Genomic DNA, 14610 nt, shown 5'->3' with positions numbered 1-14610 from the left:
AGGGGTGAGGCCTGGCGCACGCTTGAGCGGGCAGAGTGTGCGCCGATTGTTTCAGGATGTTCTGGGTTTGCCGTCAATGGCCGGTTTTGCATCCTTTGTAACAGCCACGGCGCTGGGCAGATGGCGGGCAATCAACCCGCGATAGGCCGCAGCGCCCAGGCATGCACCCACGATCGGTGCAAAAATCGGAACCAGGAAGTACGGGATGTCGCGTCCACCCGTGAGGGAAATTTCACCCCACCCGGTGAAGAAAGTCATCAGTTTAGGGCCGAAGTCTCGCGCCGGATTCATCGCGAAGCCCGTCAGCGGCCCCATCGAACTGCCAATCACCGCGATCAGCAGGCCGATCAGCAGTGGCGCCAGCGGGCCGCGGGGCAGGCCATTGTTGTCATCGGTCAGGGACATGATCACGCCCATCAGAATGGCGGTGATGATCACCTCCACCAGAAAGGCCTGGCCAGTGGACAGCGCCGGGTGTGGATAAGTGGAAAACACCGAGGCCAGTTCAAGGCTGGCTTCTGAGCCACGAATCATTTGCCGGGACTGTTCGAAATCGAAGAATAGATTGCTGTACAGCGTGTAGACCAGCAGCGCGCCACAAAAGGCGCCGGCCACCTGGCAAATAATGTAGAAGGGTAACTTACGCTTTTCAAAGTCGGTGAAAATACACAGCGCGATGCTGACGGCGGGGTTCAGGTGTGCGCCGGAAACGCCGGCGCTGAGGTAGATCGCCATGCTGACACCGACACCCCAGATGATACTGATTTCCCACAGACCGAAACTCGCACCCGCGACCTTGAGCGCTGCAACGCAGCCGGTGCCGAAGAAAATCAGCAGGGCAGTTCCCAGGAATTCGGCCAAGCATTGGCTGGAGAGGGGTGGCTGTTGTAAAGCAATTGTCATTCAAACCTCGGTTTTTGTTGTTGTCTGGCGCGTCCGGTAAAGCCCGATCGCGCGTTCAGCGCCGAGGCAGGATCCTCATCCTGAACTCGGGGTGTTGGTTGAGACCTGCGTTTCTGTTTTCAGTTTCGAAAAAATATAGACAAGAAACGCTGGTGTCAAAGGTCGAAAGTGAACCATTGGTCACATTTAAACTATTCGTGGTGTGAATGACTGTTTCGCTCACGCTAAGTCACTGGGGTTGGCAGCCCAGTTCCAGCGCCTTTTGGCCGACGATGACTTAGAATCCGGCCACGCTTATTCGAATTTCCTCAGGAGCGATCATGACCCCGGCATTGGATCTGCTTAAAAAGGTGCGCGCCGAGCATCGCATTCACAGTTATGAACACGATCCCAAGGCAGCCTCCTATGGTTTGGAAGCGGCAGAAAAGCTTGGACTGGATCCGGCGCAGGTCTTCAAGACGTTGTTGGCGGCCAGCGAAAAAAACGAGTTGTTGGTGGCGGTGGTGCCCGTGGTCGGCAGCCTGGATTTGAAAGCCCTGGCCCATGCCGCCGGCGTAAAGAAAGTCGAGATGGCCGACCCCGCGGCCGCCCAGCGTTCGACCGGTTATCTGCTCGGTGGTATCAGTCCATTGGGGCAGAAAAAACGTCTTCGCACTTTTATCGACAGTTCTGCCCAGCCGTTCGCCAGCATCTTTGTCAGTGCCGGAAGGCGCGGGCTGGAGGTAGAGCTGGCGCCTGCGGTACTGGCCGAGCATACCGGGGCGGCGTTTGCGGATATCGGGCGTGCTTGAAACCGGCGCAGGGCGTGAGCAAGTACCGTTGTCATAATGGTGTCGGGCTTAGGCTTGGGTGGCTGCCGGGACCTTCGTCCTGGGCTGTAGGGTGAAAATTCGTCGGATCTGTCACTGGAAAAGCAGTAGCTGGGCACTCATGCTCATGCATCAATAACAAGGAGAAGTGCCATGCAGCTTGCGTTTCATCAAGTCGATGCGTTCAGTGATCGGCCGTTTGGCGGCAATCCGGCGATGGTCTATCGGCTCGACGCCTGGCTGGCCGATGACTTGATGCAAAGGATCGCCGCCGAACATAACCTGGCTGAAACGGCCTTTCTGGTGCGTGAAGGCCAGCATTGGCATATTCGCTGGTTCACGCCCACCACCGAGGTACCGTTGTGCGGGCATGCCACCTTGGCCAGCGCCCATGTGCTGTTCGAGGTCTATCACGAAACCGTCGAGCGACTGGACTTCATCTGTCGATCCGGGGCGTTGAGCGTCACTCGCGAAGGTGATCGGCTATGGCTGGATTTTCCAGCCATCGTCCCTAGCGAGTTGGGTGCATCCCTGGTGGTCCAGGCTGCCCTGGGCGTGGAAGCGGTGGACGTGTTGAGCTCCAACGAACTGTTCGTCGTGCTGGAGTCGGAGCAGGCGGTGCTCGATTGCAAGCCGGACATGGCGGCCCTGGCGAAGCTGCCGTGGCCGGGCGCAATCGTGACTGCGCCGGGAAGCCGGCATGATTTTGTCTCGCGTTATTTCGCCCCGGCGATTGGCATCAATGAAGATCCGGTCACGGGCTCGACCCATTGCAGCCTGATTCCTTACTGGTCTCGGCGCTTGGGCAAGCTGGGGCTGACGGCTTATCAGTGCTCGGCCAGGGGCGGCGAACTGTTCTGCCGACTTGAGGGAGAGCGGGTGAAGATTGGCGGGAATGCGACGTTGGTGGCCAGTGGGACGTTGATGTTGGGGGGAGCCGGTAACCTCATCTCAAATCTCTGAGGTCAAAATGTGGGAGCGAGCCTGCTCGCGATAGCGTTGGTTCAGCTTGCATCGATGCTGAATATGCCTACGCCATCGCGAGCAGGCTCGCTCCCACAATTGCTTCTAGCTGGCAGTACTGTAGCGCCGCACGCCGCTTTCCACGGGGGGTATATGGGCCGCCGTGCTCCCTGACGCCTGGAACAGCACCAAGTGTTCAGCCGCTACGCGGATGCCGACGTGGTCCCCCACCAGATGGTCGGCATGGCTTGGGAAAATGGATTCCAGCTGCGCTCCGGTCGGCAATTGCAGGCGATACAGGGTTGAAGCCCCCAGGAACGTCTTGCCGACAATCCTGCCTGTGAGCGGACTGTCCGGTGCGTAGACGATATCGTCCGGGCGCAGCAGCACATCCACCGCACCACCGATGGGCCAGGTGTAGGCCCGATTGCCGCGCAGGATACCCAGCTCGGTTTGCACCGATTCCGGGCTGTCGAGCTGGCCGCGAATGAAGTAACCCTGGCCAATGAAGCTGGCGACAAATGGCGTCAGCGGTTCATGGTACAGATTGTAGGGCGTATCCCACTGTTCCAGCCGACCCTCCTTGAATACCCCGACATGGTCGCTCACCGCGAAGGCTTCTTCCTGATCGTGGGTTACCAGAATCGCGCTGGTGCCGCGGACCTTGAGAATGTCCCGCACTTCATGGCTGAGCTTGCGTCTGAGCTCACCATCGAGATTGGAGAACGGTTCGTCGAGCAGCAGCAATTGCGGTTCCGGCGCCAGGGCGCGAGCCAGGGCCACACGTTGTTGCTGACCCCCGGACAGTTCATGGGGAAAGCGCTTGCCCAAGCTCTTCAGGTTGACCAGCTCCAGCAGTTCCTCGACCACGCGGTCCTTGTCCGGATGCTTGCGAATGCCAAACGCAATGTTCTCCGCCACGCTCAGGTGAGGGAACAGCGCATAGTCCTGAAATACCATGCCGATGCGGCGTTTTTCCGGGGCGAGGGTGAAACCGGCGCGGGAGATGGTTTCCCCCGCCAGCTGGATCTCACCTTCCTGTACCGGTTCGAAACCGGCGATGGCTCGCAGCGTCGTGGTCTTGCCACACCCGGACGAGCCGAGCAGGCAACCGATATCCCCGGCATTGAGGTGCAGGTTGAGGTTCTGGACGACGCGCTGGTTTTGATAACCGCAAGTCAGGTTCTGCAGGTTCAGTAGCAGGGTATGGCTCATGCGTGGTGGTACGCCGGCTCGACCAGAAACTCGAGCAAGGCCTTTTGTGCGTGAAGGCGATTTTCTGCCTGATCCCATGCCACGGAGCGTGGATCGTCCAGCAGGTCGACGCTGATCTCCTCGCCGCGATGGGCCGGCAGGCAGTGCATGAACAGCACGTCAGCGTCCGCCAGGTCGAGCAGGGCGCGGTTGACCTGAAGTGGCGCGAACAGTTTCAGACGCTTGGCGGTTTCTTCTTCCTGGCCCATGGAGGTCCAGACATCAGTGCTCACCAGGTGCGCGCCGGCCACGGCCTGTTTCGGATCACGGACGATGGTCACCCGGCTCCCGGCCTTGGCCACCAGTTCGGCACTGGGGTCGTAGCCTTCCGGGCAGGCGATGCGCAGCTGGAAGTCGAACTGGATCGCGGCTTCTATATAGCTGTTGCACATGTTGTTGCCATCGCCGACCCAGGCCACGGTCTTGCCCTGAATGGAGCCGCGGTGTTCGAGGAACGTCTGCATGTCGGCCAGCAACTGGCAGGGGTGCAAGTCATCGGACAGACCATTGATCACCGGTACGCGCGAGTGCGCCGCAAACTCAGTCAGCGTGCTGTGGGCGAAGGTACGGATCATCACCGCATCAAGCATGCTCGACATGACGATGGCGCAGTCGCCGATCGGTTCGCCACGGCCCAGCTGGGTGTCACGGGGCGACAGGAAGATTGCCTGGCCGCCGAGCTGGATCATGCCGGCTTCGAAAGAAATACGGGTGCGGGTCGATGACTTCTCGAAGATCATCCCCAGCACACGGTTTTTCAGGGGCTCGAACAGTACGCCGCGATTACGCAGGTCCTTGAGCTCCACGCCTCGACGGATCACGCCGAGCAACTCGTCGGGCGTGAAATCCATCAGGGAGAGAAAGTGCCTTGCGCTCATGATTGACTACCTTTTGTCACTGATCGCAGATGCTCAAAGCCTTGTTTCATGAAAAAACGGGCGAGACCTGCGGCAAAAGCCGCACGGGGCGACGAAATAGGGGAAGGCGCGATCTTATAAGGAAATGTCGCGTCTTACCAATAGGGCTACAGTTTTAGGGGATTTCAGCGAGGTCATAGCAGGTTGGCGAAGACATGTATGAAGCCGGTTTCCTGACAGCAGCCACCCATTTGTACACCGGCCTTGCGCAGCTTGGCAATCAAACCGGGGCGTTATTGAATGATTTGGCCGGCCTGTTCCTGGGCGTGAATATTTCCTAATGCCAGGGCCTGGGTTATAAATGAACCTCAGACGCAGGAGCCCCGAAATGGATTCGAAAGAGCAACAACTGATGGAACTACTGGGGCTGACAGCGCGCTCCCTGACTCACCTGACCGCCTCGGTGACGTCCATGTCATTCGAGTTGCTGCGCAGCGATGACGAGGTGACCAAGGCAGCAGGTCGACGCATGATTGATCGCATGGCCACCATCAGCAGCGGGCTCGACGAGCATTGGCGATTGATCGGAGAGTTGACGGGCGTGCCCATTGCTCACGAGCAAGTGGAAACCATCGAGGAAATCCAGTTGCTGGCGCCGCCTTCCGAGCAGCCTTGAGCTCACTGCATCGGCGGGCCTGATGCACGGCAATTCACAGGACGAACGTCGCTGGCGCAGGGGGGGATCACGCGCCATAGTTTTGTTCCCGCGGCCGAAAGCGCCCGTTACGAATAAAATAGAGGCTGGCCATGACCAAGACTCTCCACCACCGTGCGTGCCATCTGTGCGAAGCCATCTGTGGCTTGACCCTTGAAACCACCGAGACCGAAGGCCAGGGCCTGGCGATCACCTCGATCAAGGGCGATCCACTGGACAGCTTCAGTCGCGGCCACATCTGCCCCAAGGCGGTAGCGCTGCAGGATATTCAGAACGATCCGGATCGCCTGCGCCAGCCCATGCGGCGGGTCGGTAGCGAGTGGCAGCCTATTGCCTGGGACGATGCCTTCGCGCTGGTGGCCGAACGTCTGGCGGGTATCCAGGAGCGCCACGGTCAGAACGCGGTAGCGGTCTACCAGGGCAATCCCAGCGTGCATAACTATGGGCTGATGACCCACAGCAACTATTTTTTGGGCCTGCTGAAGACGCGCAGCCGGTTTTCGGCGACTTCGGTGGACCAACTGCCTCACCACCTGACCAGTCACCTGATGTACGGTCACGGCCTGTTGTTGCCGATACCGGACATCGATCACACCGACTTCATGTTGATCCTGGGCGGCAACCCGCTGGCCTCCAATGGCAGCATCATGACCGTGCCGGACGTGGAAAAACGCCTCAAGGCGATCCAGGCCCGTGGCGGTAAAGTGGTGGTGGTCGATCCGCGTCGCAGCGAAACGGCGGCTATTGCCGACCAGCATGTGTTCGTGCGCCCGGGTGGCGATGCCGCTTTGCTGTCTGGTGTGCTCAATACCCTGTTCAGCGAGGGCTTGACCCGTGACAGTCACCTGCCGGTGGATGGCCTGGAAGACGTGCGCCAGGCCGTCGCGACCTTCACGGCTGAAGCGATGAGCCCGCTCTGTGCTGTGCCGGCTACGCAGATCCGGCAGTTGGCCCGGGACTTCGCTGCCGCGCCTTCAGCGGTCTGTTATGGACGGATGGGCGTCTCGACCCAGGCGTTCGGCACGCTGTGTCACTGGCTGATTCAGCTGATCAACCTGGTGACCGGCAATCTTGACCGGGTCGGTGGGGCCCTGTGTACCGAGCCTGCGGTGGACCTGGTTGCGACCACCTCGGGAGGGCATTTCAATCGCTGGCAAAGCCGGGTGTCCGGGCGTCCCGAGTACGCGGGCGAGTTGCCGGTTTCGGCTCTGGCCGAGGAAATGCTCACCGAGGGCGAAGGCCAGATTCGTGCGCTGGTCACCGTGGCGGGCAACCCGGTGCTGTCCACTCCCAACGGACGGCAACTGGAGCAGGCGCTGGACGGGTTGGAGTTCATGGTCAGCGTCGATCTGTACATCAACGAAACCACGCGCTACGCCGACCTGATCCTGCCATCCACCTCGGCCCTGGAAAACGACCATTACGACACCACGTTCAACCTGTTCGCGGTGCGCAACGTGACCCGTTTCAACCGGGCGATCCTGCCCAAGCCCGAAGGGGCGCTGCACGACTGGGAAATTTTCGTCGGTCTGGCCAAGGCTTTCGCTGCCCGAACCGGCAAGGAACTCAAACCGACCATGCCGCCGGCGCAAATGATCGATTTCGGCCTTCGTGCCGGCGCCTATGGCGACGCCTCGCCGCATAAGCTGTCCCTGGCGACCTTGTTCGACCATCCCCATGGCATCGACCTGGGCGCCCTCAAGCCCAACCTGGCGCCACGCTTGAAAACCGAAAACCAGCGAGTGCAGGCTGCACCGGCGGTCATTCTTGCCGACCTCACGCGCTTTGCCGGGTTACAGGCACCACAGGCGGATGAGTTGCTGATGATTGGCCGACGTCATGTGCGCAGCAATAACTCCTGGATGCACAATTTCCACCGCCTGGTGAAGGGCAAGCCGCGTCATCAATTGCTGATGCACCCGGAGGATCTGAGCAGTCGCGGGTTGAGCGACGGGCAGCGGGTGAAAGTCAGTTCGCGGGTGGGTATGCTTGAAGTCGAGGTGCAGGGTAGCCTGGACATGATGAAAGGCGTGGTCAGCCTGCCCCACGGTTGGGGCCATGCCCGGCCGGGCGTGCAGATGACCATTGCCAGCGCCCAGCCCGGTTCGAGCGCCAATGACCTGACCGATGACTGTCAGCTGGATGAGTTGTCTGGCAATGCAGCGCTCAATGGGGTTCCGGTGAAGGTGGTGGCTGCGTGAATTTGTCTCTCGGGGAGACCGAGCAGCGTGCTCGGCTTTCCGTTACAATGCGCCACCGTGTCGACAACTGAAGTCGCAAAGTTTAAGCCGAGGTGCTCCGTGGATATCATCGAAACGATTAAAGACCAGATTGCCAACAACACCATCCTGCTTTACATGAAAGGCTCGCCGAATGCGCCACAGTGCGGCTTCTCGGCCAAGGCTGCTCAGGCTGTGATGGCGTGTGGCGAGAAGTTTGCCTACGTGGACATCCTGCAGAACCCGGAAATCCGCGCCAACCTGCCCAAGTACGCCAACTGGCCAACTTTCCCGCAACTGTGGGTGGCCGGTGAGCTGATCGGCGGTAGCGATATCATGACCGAGATGGCGGCCGACGGCTCTTTGCAGGCCACGATCAAGGCTGCTGCCGAAAAAGCGGCTGCGAACAAGACAGAAGCCTGATTCACGGACAAACAATGTGGGAGCGAGCCTGCTCGCGATGAGGGCGTGTCAGTCAACGTGTTGTGACTGATAGACCGCTATCGCGAGCAGGCTCGCTCCCACAAAGGTTTTGCGCTGTGGCCTGGAAATCCAGGCAATAAAAAGCCCCGCCTCTGGAAAGAGGGCGGGGCTTTTTATTGGCTTGCTTTTGGGGAAGTTACTCTTCGCCCATCTGCGATTGCAGGTAGTTCTCAAGACCCACTTTGTCGATCAGGCCCAGTTGGGTTTCCAGCCAGTCGATGTGTTCTTCCTCGGACTCGAGGATGTCTTCAAGCAGTTCGCGGCTGCCGAAGTCGCCAACGCTCTCGCAATGGGCGATGGCGACTTTCAGGTCGGCGTGGCCGGCACGCTCGATCGTCAGATCGCACTTGAGCATTTCTTGAGTGTGTTCGCCGATGTGCAGCTTGCCCAGGTCCTGGACGTTCGGTAGACCTTCGAGGAACAGGATGCGCTTGATCAGCTTGTCCGCGTGTTTCATCTCGTCGATGGACTCGTGGTACTCGTGCTTGCCCAGCTTGTTCAGGCCCCAATCCTCATACATGCGCGCATGCAGGAAGTATTGGTTGATCGCGACCAGCTCATTGGCGAGGATCTTGTTGAGATGCTGGATGACTGTAACGTCGCCTTTCATGGTGAGGGCCTGCCCTGTAATAGCTGTGTATAGGGCTGAGTTTGAGCCGCGCACTGACGAGTGTCAAACCTAAGTTATTGAATAATAAATGAAAATTAATCGGAATAAGAATGTTTGTGTTCCGCGTCTAGAGGCTAAGCGCTTGATTTAAAGGCATAAAAAAACCGGACATTGAGCCCGGTTCTTCAAGAAGCTGGATTTAAGCGGCAGTAAATTCTACCGGATAGGGAATCGAGGCCTGGGCCGTTTGCATTTTGGCAAGGGTTTCGCGAACCACTTCCTTGGCCAGGCACGCACATTTGCCGCATTGGCTGGCTACGCCGGTGGCTTGGCGGACTTCGCGGTAGCTGCAGCAGCCTTCATAGATCGCTTCGCGGATTTGTCCGTCGGTGACGCCAGTGCAGAGGCAAACATACATAAGTAAGAACCGTCGCTGGTTGTGACTCAATTGAGACGGATCTTAATGTTAACGAGAATGATTGTCAAAGTGGTTTCTGAAACCCTTGGGGCAGAGCTGACGAACGGTTTTTTATCCAGGGCCAATGAGGGGGCATGCCAAGGGAAAGGATTTTTGGACTCGCCGAAAAACCGTTGAAGACAGTCCAAATTCGCGGTGTATGATGATCGGCCCTTGCAAGCGGGTTCGTGTCACAGGGCTGTCGCCTGAGGGTGGCAGGCTGGCCCGGACCTTGTTTTCACGTTATTCACCAGGAGATATCCAATGAGCGTACTCGTAGGCAAACAAGCCCCTGACTTCACCGTCCCGGCCGTGCTCGGCAACGGCGAAATCGTCGACAGCTTCACCCTGTCCTCGGCCATCAAAGGCAAATACGGCCTGGTGTTCTTCTACCCGCTGGACTTCACCTTCGTCTGCCCATCCGAGCTGATCGCGCTGGATCACCGCATGGACGACTTCAAGGCCCGCAACGTTGAAGTGGTTGCCGTTTCGATCGACTCGCACTTCACCCACAACGCCTGGCGCAACACCCCGATCAACAATGGCGGCATCGGCCAGGTGAAATACACCATGGCTGCCGATATGAAGCACGAAATCGCCAAGGCCTATGACGTTGAGTCCGAAGGCGGCGTGGCTTTCCGTGGCGCGTTCCTGATCGACGACAAGGGCGTTGTCCGTTCGCAGATCATCAACGACCTGCCACTGGGCCGTAACATGGAAGAGCTGATCCGTCTGGTCGACGCGCTGCAATTCCACGAAGAGCACGGCGAAGTGTGCCCAGCCAACTGGAAAAAAGGCGACAAGGGCATGACCGCATCCCCTGAAGGCGTTGCCGCCTACCTGGGCGAGCACAGCGACAAGCTGTAAGCGCAACAGGCACAAAAAAACCGGCCCTCGATGGGCCGGTTTTTTTATGGGGAAGGATTTATCCCAATTGTTTAAAAACACCAGAAACAGCTGTGGGAGCAAAGCTTGCTCACGATACAGGCGCCTCGGTATCTCTGGGATACCGTGTCGTTTTCATCGCGGGCAAGCCTTGCTCCCACCGTCCTGATGCTTACTCAGCACATCAGTCGTCGAAATCCTGCCAGCCACCCATTTCTTTCCAGCGATTGACGATGCCGCAGAACAGCTCGGCCGTCTTCTCGGTGTCGTAGCGGGCCGAGTGGGCTTCACGGCCATCAAAGTCGATGTCGGCTGCCTGGCAGGCCTTGGCCAACACGGTCTGGCCGTACGCCAGGCCGGCAAGCGTCGCGGTGTCGAAGCTGGAAAACGGATGGAACGGGTTGCGCTTCATATCCAGGCGCGCCACCGCCGCATTGAGAAAGCCCAGGTCGAAGCTGCTGTTGTGGCCGACCAGGATCGCCCGTTTGCAGCCGTTGGCCTTCAAAGCCTTGCGCACGCCTCGGAAAATGTCCGTCAGGGCCGTCTCTTCACTCACCGCCATGCGCAATGGGTGATCAAGCTTGATCCCGGTGAACTCCAGGGCTGCCGCCTCGATGTTGGCGCCTTCGAACGGTTCGACGCGGAAGAAATAGGTGTGATCAGGGAACACAAAACCTTTTTCGTCCATGCCAATGGTGGTCGCAGCGATTTCCAGCAGCGCATCGGTGGCGGAGTTGAAACCGCCGGTTTCTACGTCGACCACGACCGGCAGGTAGCCCCGGAAGCGGGCTGCCATGGGGTGACGGGCAGCGCCCGAACCACCGTTGCCGTCCAGCTCGTCGTCGAAATGATCTTCACTCACACACTTTCCTCCAGCAGGCGCCAGCGCAGTTTTTCACCGGCGCGCAGCGGGATAACAGTCAGCTCGCCAAAAGGCAGGCTGGCGGGGGCGGTCCACTCGTCGCGAACCAGGGTAATACGATCGGTGTTCACCGGCAGGCCATAGAAGCGCGGGCCGTGGAGGCTGGCGAAACCTTCGAGTTTGTCCAGCGCATTGCGCTGCTCGAACGCCTCGGCATACATCTCGATGGCGGCATAGGCGGTGTAGCAGCCAGCGCAACCGCAGGCCGCTTCCTTGGCGTGCCGGGCATGGGGCGCCGAGTCCGTGCCGAGGAAGAACTTGGCGCTGCCGCTGGTGGCAGCGTCGAGCAAGGCTTCTTGATGGGTGTTGCGCTTGAGGATCGGCAGGCAATAGAAGTGCGGCCGGATCCCGCCCACCAGCATATGGTTGCGGTTGTACAGCAGGTGATGCGCGGTAATGGTCGCGCCAACGTTCGCCGGGGCTTCGTTGACGAACTGCACGGCATCACCGGTGGTGATGTGTTCGAACACCACCTTGAGCGTCGGGAAGCGCTCCACGACACGACGCATGTGCTCATCGATGAAGATTTTTTCGCGGTCGAACACGTCGACGTCGCCACGAGTGACTTCACCGTGGATCAGCAACGGCATCCCGACTTCGGCCATGGCCTCCAGCGCCGGGAAAATCTTGTCGATGCTGGTGACGCCGGAGTCCGAGTTGGTGGTGGCGCCGGCGGGGTACAGCTTGGCGGCGTGGACGAAGCCGCTGGCCTTGGCCTCGCGTATTTCTTCGGGCTGCGTACGGTCGGTGAGGTAAAGCACCATCAGCGGTTCGAAACGGCTGCCGGCCGGGCGTGCGGCCAGGATTCGCTGGCGATAGCCGTCGGCCTCGATGGCGTTGCGCACTGGCGGAACCAGGTTCGGCATGATGATTGCGCGCCCGAAGGTGCGCGCGACATCGGCGACGGTATGGGTCAACACAGCACCATCGCGAAGATGAATATGCCAGTCGTCGGGACGCAGCAGGGTCAGGCGGTCGGACATTGGGGGGCTTCCAGGCGGGTCAAACTCTGGGGAATGCTACCGGAAAAGACCGATTCAGGCACCCGCTATCAAGTTCTGGCGCAAGTTACCGATAGCTCCTACAGGTGTGCCACGAATCCGTAAGGCGCCCCGGACAGGCGTCATACTCTCAACGTGTGTCGATCTTTGTATAAAAGCCATTGGAGCCGCCCGTGCGCCAGCGTTATTTAGCCTTGCTCAGTGTGTTTGCCAGCCTTCCCGCCATGGCGCTCACTTTCCAGACCCGTCTGGAGAGCATTGAGTGGACGGTCGAAGGCGACAAGTTCGAGTGCCGGCTGAGTCAGCCGGTCACCGATTTCGGCAGCGGCGAATTTGTGCGCCGGGCCGGCGAGCAGGCGATCTTCCGGCTCAAGTCCCATAACCCGATGCTCGGTGGTGGTTCGGCCATCCTGCTGGCGGCCGCCGCGCCTTGGCAGCCGGGACGGGGCGACATCAACCTGGGCTCGGTCAGGCTCGGCAGCGGCGATGTGCTCTTCAACAGCTCTCAGGTCCAGGCGGGCCGCTTGATCAGCGGGCTGATGGAAGGGCGCAGCCCAGTGGTACGGCGTAATACGGGGGACGGGCGGGTTTCGGAAGTCCGGCTGCTGCCCGTGCGCTTCAACAAGGCCTTCAGTGATTACCAGGGCTGCGTGGCAAAACTGTTGCCGAAGAATTTCGAGCAGGTGAAGCAATCCCAGATCGGCTTTCCCGGCGAAGGCGTTGAGCTCGATGCCCGGGCCAAGGCTCAGTTGCAGGTGATGATCGACTTCATCAAAGCCGACCCGACCGTCAACCATGTCGAACTCGACGGTCACTCCGACAATAGCGGCAATCGATTGACCAATCGTGAGCTGTCTCGTCGCCGTGCCCTGGCGGTCCAGGACTTCTTCAAGGCCAACGGCTTTCAAGAGTCGCAGATCACCGTGCGGTTCCACGGCGAACGTTACCCCCTGGTGCCCAACACCAGTGCCGCCAATCGCGCCAAGAACCGCCGTGTGGCCGTGCGCCTGGAGCGTGTGGCGGTGCCTGAAGCGCCGGCACCGCAGGCTACACCCGCCGCGCCCCCTGCCAAGGCTCCGACGCCGACCGCGACACCGGCCCAGCCCACTGCAGCCACCGCCGCGCGGACATCCTGACCCGTGAGGATCGTCGCGCGCTCGACATAATCTGTCGCTTCGTCGTCATAAGCTGTCGCGCCCCTGTAAATTATCCGCGCTGGACGTTAAACTTCCCGGCTTTCCGTACAACCCGTGGAGTGATGGCATGGCGGACGTAAACAAGGTCGTTCTGGCGTATTCCGGCGGCCTGGACACTTCGGTGATCCTCAAGTGGCTGCAGGACACTTATAACTGTGAAGTGGTGACCTTCACCGCTGACCTGGGGCAGGGCGAAGAAGTCGAGCCTGCACGCGCCAAGGCTCAGGCCATGGGCGTCAAAGAGATCTACATCGATGACCTGCGCGAAGAGTTCGTCCGTGACTTCGTGTTCCCGATGTTCCGCGCCAACACTGTTTACGAAGGCGAGTACCTGCTGGGTACCTCTATCGCCCGTCCGTTGATCGCCAAGCGCCTGATCGAAATCGCCAACGAAACCGGTGCCGACGCCATTTCCCACGGTGCCACCGGCAAGGGCAACGATCAGGTGCGTTTCGAACTCGGTGCCTATGCCCTCAAGCCCGGCGTGAAAGTCATCGCGCCGTGGCGCGAGTGGGACTTGCTGTCCCGTGAAAAGCTGATGGACTACGCCGAGAAGCACGCCATCCCGATCGAACGCCACGGCAAGAAGAAATCCCCGTACTCGATGGATGCCAACCTGCTGCACATCTCCTATGAAGGCGGCGTGCTGGAAGACACCTGGACCGAGCACGAAGAAGACATGTGGCGCTGGACCGTCTCCCCGGAGAAGGCTCCTGACACCCCGCAATACCTGGAGCTGACCTATCGCAACGGCGATATCGTCGCGCTGGACGGCGTGGAAATGAGCCCGGCCACCGTGCTGGCGACCCTGAACCGTATCGGTGGCGAACACGGCATCGGTCGTCTGGACATCGTCGAGAACCGTTATGTCGGCATGAAGTCCCGCGGCTGCTACGAGACCCCGGGCGGCACCATCATGCTGCGTGCTCACCGCGCGATCGAGTCGATCACCCTGGACCGCGAAGTGGCTCACCTCAAAGACGAGTTGATGCCCAAGTACGCCAGCCTGATCTACACCGGTTACTGGTGGAGTCCGGAGCGTCTGATGCTGCAACAGATGATCGATGCCTCCCAGGTCAACGTGAATGGCGTCGTGCGCCTGAAACTGTACAAGGGCAATGTCATCGTCACTGGGCGCAAGTCTGACGACTCCCTGTTCGATGCCAACATCGCGACTTTCGAAGAGGACGGCGGCGCTTACAACCAGGCCGACGCTGCTGGCTTCATCAAGCTCAACGCCCTGCGCATGCGCATCGCGGCGAACAAGGGTCGCAAGCTGTTCTGATCCTGGCTCCATGAAAACGGCCTGCCATGTGCAGGCCGTTTTTTTTGGGGG

The 14610-nt window shown here is 59.8% G+C and carries 16 protein-coding genes; 9 read left to right on the top strand and 7 right to left on the bottom strand.

What is annotated here, in order from left to right:
• Positions 1–51 precede the first annotated feature (51 nt).
• On the bottom strand, positions 52–903 hold the full coding sequence (locus AC3I65_RS20330) for an MIP/aquaporin family protein (protein ID WP_047227028.1): 852 nt from the start codon (positions 901–903) through the stop codon (positions 52–54).
• A 320-nt stretch (positions 904–1223) separates the two neighbouring features.
• Here AC3I65_RS20330 and ybaK point away from each other — a divergent pair, with 320 nt between their 5' ends.
• Positions 1224–1694: a Cys-tRNA(Pro) deacylase gene (ybaK, locus tag AC3I65_RS20325; RefSeq protein WP_047227027.1), complete on the top strand. Its 471-nt coding sequence runs from the start codon at positions 1224–1226 to the stop codon at positions 1692–1694.
• 171 nt (positions 1695–1865) lie between these two features.
• Positions 1866–2675, top strand: coding sequence for a PhzF family phenazine biosynthesis protein (locus AC3I65_RS20320; RefSeq protein ID WP_047227026.1), 810 nt, complete (start codon positions 1866–1868; stop codon positions 2673–2675).
• 105 nt (positions 2676–2780) lie between these two features.
• Here AC3I65_RS20320 and AC3I65_RS20315 read toward each other — a convergent pair whose 3' ends face one another.
• Together AC3I65_RS20315 and argF are read right to left on the bottom strand one after the other, a co-directional pair.
• Positions 2781–3890, bottom strand: a complete 1110-nt coding sequence (locus AC3I65_RS20315) for an ABC transporter ATP-binding protein (protein ID WP_305466634.1) — start codon at positions 3888–3890, stop codon at positions 2781–2783.
• Entirely contained in the window at positions 3887–4807 is a 921-nt protein-coding gene (argF, locus tag AC3I65_RS20310) for an ornithine carbamoyltransferase (protein WP_047227024.1), read from the bottom strand. Before argF ends, AC3I65_RS20315 begins: the two co-directional genes overlap by 4 nt.
• A gap of 194 nt (positions 4808–5001) precedes the next feature.
• Here argF and AC3I65_RS20305 point away from each other — a divergent pair, with 194 nt between their 5' ends.
• The 4 genes from AC3I65_RS20305 to grxD all read left to right on the top strand — a co-directional run bounded on the left by AC3I65_RS20305 (position 5002) and on the right by grxD (position 8143).
• The gene (locus AC3I65_RS20305) at positions 5002–5127 is read left to right on the top strand and encodes a hypothetical protein (protein ID WP_257220644.1); all 126 of its coding nucleotides are present in this window, start codon (positions 5002–5004) and stop codon (positions 5125–5127) included.
• A gap of 47 nt (positions 5128–5174) precedes the next feature.
• Positions 5175–5462 (top strand): hypothetical protein, encoded by a 288-nt coding sequence (locus AC3I65_RS20300; protein ID WP_047227023.1) that lies wholly within the window; start codon positions 5175–5177, stop codon positions 5460–5462.
• 131 nt (positions 5463–5593) lie between these two features.
• Complete coding sequence (locus tag AC3I65_RS20295; protein WP_076383710.1) at positions 5594–7702, top strand: molybdopterin oxidoreductase family protein; 2109 nt, start codon at positions 5594–5596, stop codon at positions 7700–7702.
• A gap of 99 nt (positions 7703–7801) precedes the next feature.
• Positions 7802–8143 (top strand): Grx4 family monothiol glutaredoxin, encoded by a 342-nt coding sequence (gene grxD / locus AC3I65_RS20290; RefSeq protein WP_047227021.1) that lies wholly within the window; start codon positions 7802–7804, stop codon positions 8141–8143.
• A 196-nt stretch (positions 8144–8339) separates the two neighbouring features.
• Here the strand turns inward: grxD and bfr are convergent, their stop codons facing one another.
• Positions 8340–8813 carry a bacterioferritin gene (bfr, locus tag AC3I65_RS20285; protein WP_047227020.1) on the bottom strand — a complete coding sequence of 158 codons (474 nt, stop codon included), beginning with the start codon at positions 8811–8813 and terminating at the stop codon, positions 8340–8342.
• Positions 8814–9012: 199 nt separating this feature from the next.
• On the bottom strand, positions 9013–9231 hold the full coding sequence (locus tag AC3I65_RS20280; RefSeq protein ID WP_047227019.1) for a bacterioferritin-associated ferredoxin: 219 nt from the start codon (positions 9229–9231) through the stop codon (positions 9013–9015).
• Between the two features lie 303 nt (positions 9232–9534).
• Between AC3I65_RS20280 and AC3I65_RS20275 the strand changes: the two genes are divergently transcribed.
• Positions 9535–10137 carry a peroxiredoxin gene (locus AC3I65_RS20275; protein WP_003204949.1) on the top strand — a complete coding sequence of 201 codons (603 nt, stop codon included), beginning with the start codon at positions 9535–9537 and terminating at the stop codon, positions 10135–10137.
• 202 nt (positions 10138–10339) lie between these two features.
• On the opposite strand, the gene rnt is transcribed toward AC3I65_RS20275, so the two are convergent.
• Positions 10340–11017: a ribonuclease T gene (gene rnt / locus AC3I65_RS20270; RefSeq protein WP_047227017.1), complete on the bottom strand. Its 678-nt coding sequence runs from the start codon at positions 11015–11017 to the stop codon at positions 10340–10342.
• Positions 11014–12060 carry a dihydroorotase gene (gene pyrC, locus AC3I65_RS20265; protein WP_047227016.1) on the bottom strand — a complete coding sequence of 349 codons (1047 nt, stop codon included), beginning with the start codon at positions 12058–12060 and terminating at the stop codon, positions 11014–11016. Before pyrC ends, rnt begins: the two co-directional genes overlap by 4 nt.
• A 191-nt stretch (positions 12061–12251) precedes the next feature.
• On the opposite strand from pyrC, the gene AC3I65_RS20260 reads away from it, so the two are divergent.
• A complete protein-coding gene (locus AC3I65_RS20260; RefSeq protein WP_047227015.1) occupies positions 12252–13214 on the top strand; it encodes a flagellar protein MotY in 963 nt (320 codons plus the stop codon).
• A gap of 127 nt (positions 13215–13341) precedes the next feature.
• Positions 13342–14559 (top strand): argininosuccinate synthase, encoded by a 1218-nt coding sequence (locus AC3I65_RS20255; RefSeq protein WP_024779511.1) that lies wholly within the window; start codon positions 13342–13344, stop codon positions 14557–14559.
• The last annotated feature ends 51 nt before the right edge of the window (positions 14560–14610 follow it).

The sequence above is a fragment of the Pseudomonas sp. N-1-13 genome (assembly GCF_057787095.1).
This window is presented reverse-complemented; position numbering and strand designations above follow the sequence as displayed.

Excerpts from the sequence above, each read along its gene's own strand:
- AC3I65_RS20330 (WP_047227028.1), bottom strand. The coding sequence starts at position 903 with ATGACAATTGCTTTACAACAGCCACCCCTCTCCAGCCAATGCTTGGCC.
- ybaK (WP_047227027.1), top strand. The coding sequence starts at position 1,224 with ATGACCCCGGCATTGGATCTGCTTAAAAAGGTGCGCGCCGAGCATCGC.
- AC3I65_RS20320 (WP_047227026.1), top strand. The coding sequence starts at position 1,866 with ATGCAGCTTGCGTTTCATCAAGTCGATGCGTTCAGTGATCGGCCGTTT.
- AC3I65_RS20315 (WP_305466634.1), bottom strand. The coding sequence starts at position 3,890 with ATGAGCCATACCCTGCTACTGAACCTGCAGAACCTGACTTGCGGTTAT.
- argF (WP_047227024.1), bottom strand. The coding sequence starts at position 4,807 with ATGAGCGCAAGGCACTTTCTCTCCCTGATGGATTTCACGCCCGACGAG.
- AC3I65_RS20305 (WP_257220644.1), top strand. The coding sequence starts at position 5,002 with ATGTATGAAGCCGGTTTCCTGACAGCAGCCACCCATTTGTACACCGGC.
- AC3I65_RS20300 (WP_047227023.1), top strand. The coding sequence starts at position 5,175 with ATGGATTCGAAAGAGCAACAACTGATGGAACTACTGGGGCTGACAGCG.
- AC3I65_RS20295 (WP_076383710.1), top strand. The coding sequence starts at position 5,594 with ATGACCAAGACTCTCCACCACCGTGCGTGCCATCTGTGCGAAGCCATC.
- bfr (WP_047227020.1), bottom strand. The coding sequence starts at position 8,813 with ATGAAAGGCGACGTTACAGTCATCCAGCATCTCAACAAGATCCTCGCC.
- AC3I65_RS20280 (WP_047227019.1), bottom strand. The coding sequence starts at position 9,231 with ATGTATGTTTGCCTCTGCACTGGCGTCACCGACGGACAAATCCGCGAA.
- AC3I65_RS20275 (WP_003204949.1), top strand. The coding sequence starts at position 9,535 with ATGAGCGTACTCGTAGGCAAACAAGCCCCTGACTTCACCGTCCCGGCC.
- pyrC (WP_047227016.1), bottom strand. The coding sequence starts at position 12,060 with ATGTCCGACCGCCTGACCCTGCTGCGTCCCGACGACTGGCATATTCAT.
- AC3I65_RS20255 (WP_024779511.1), top strand. The coding sequence starts at position 13,342 with ATGGCGGACGTAAACAAGGTCGTTCTGGCGTATTCCGGCGGCCTGGAC.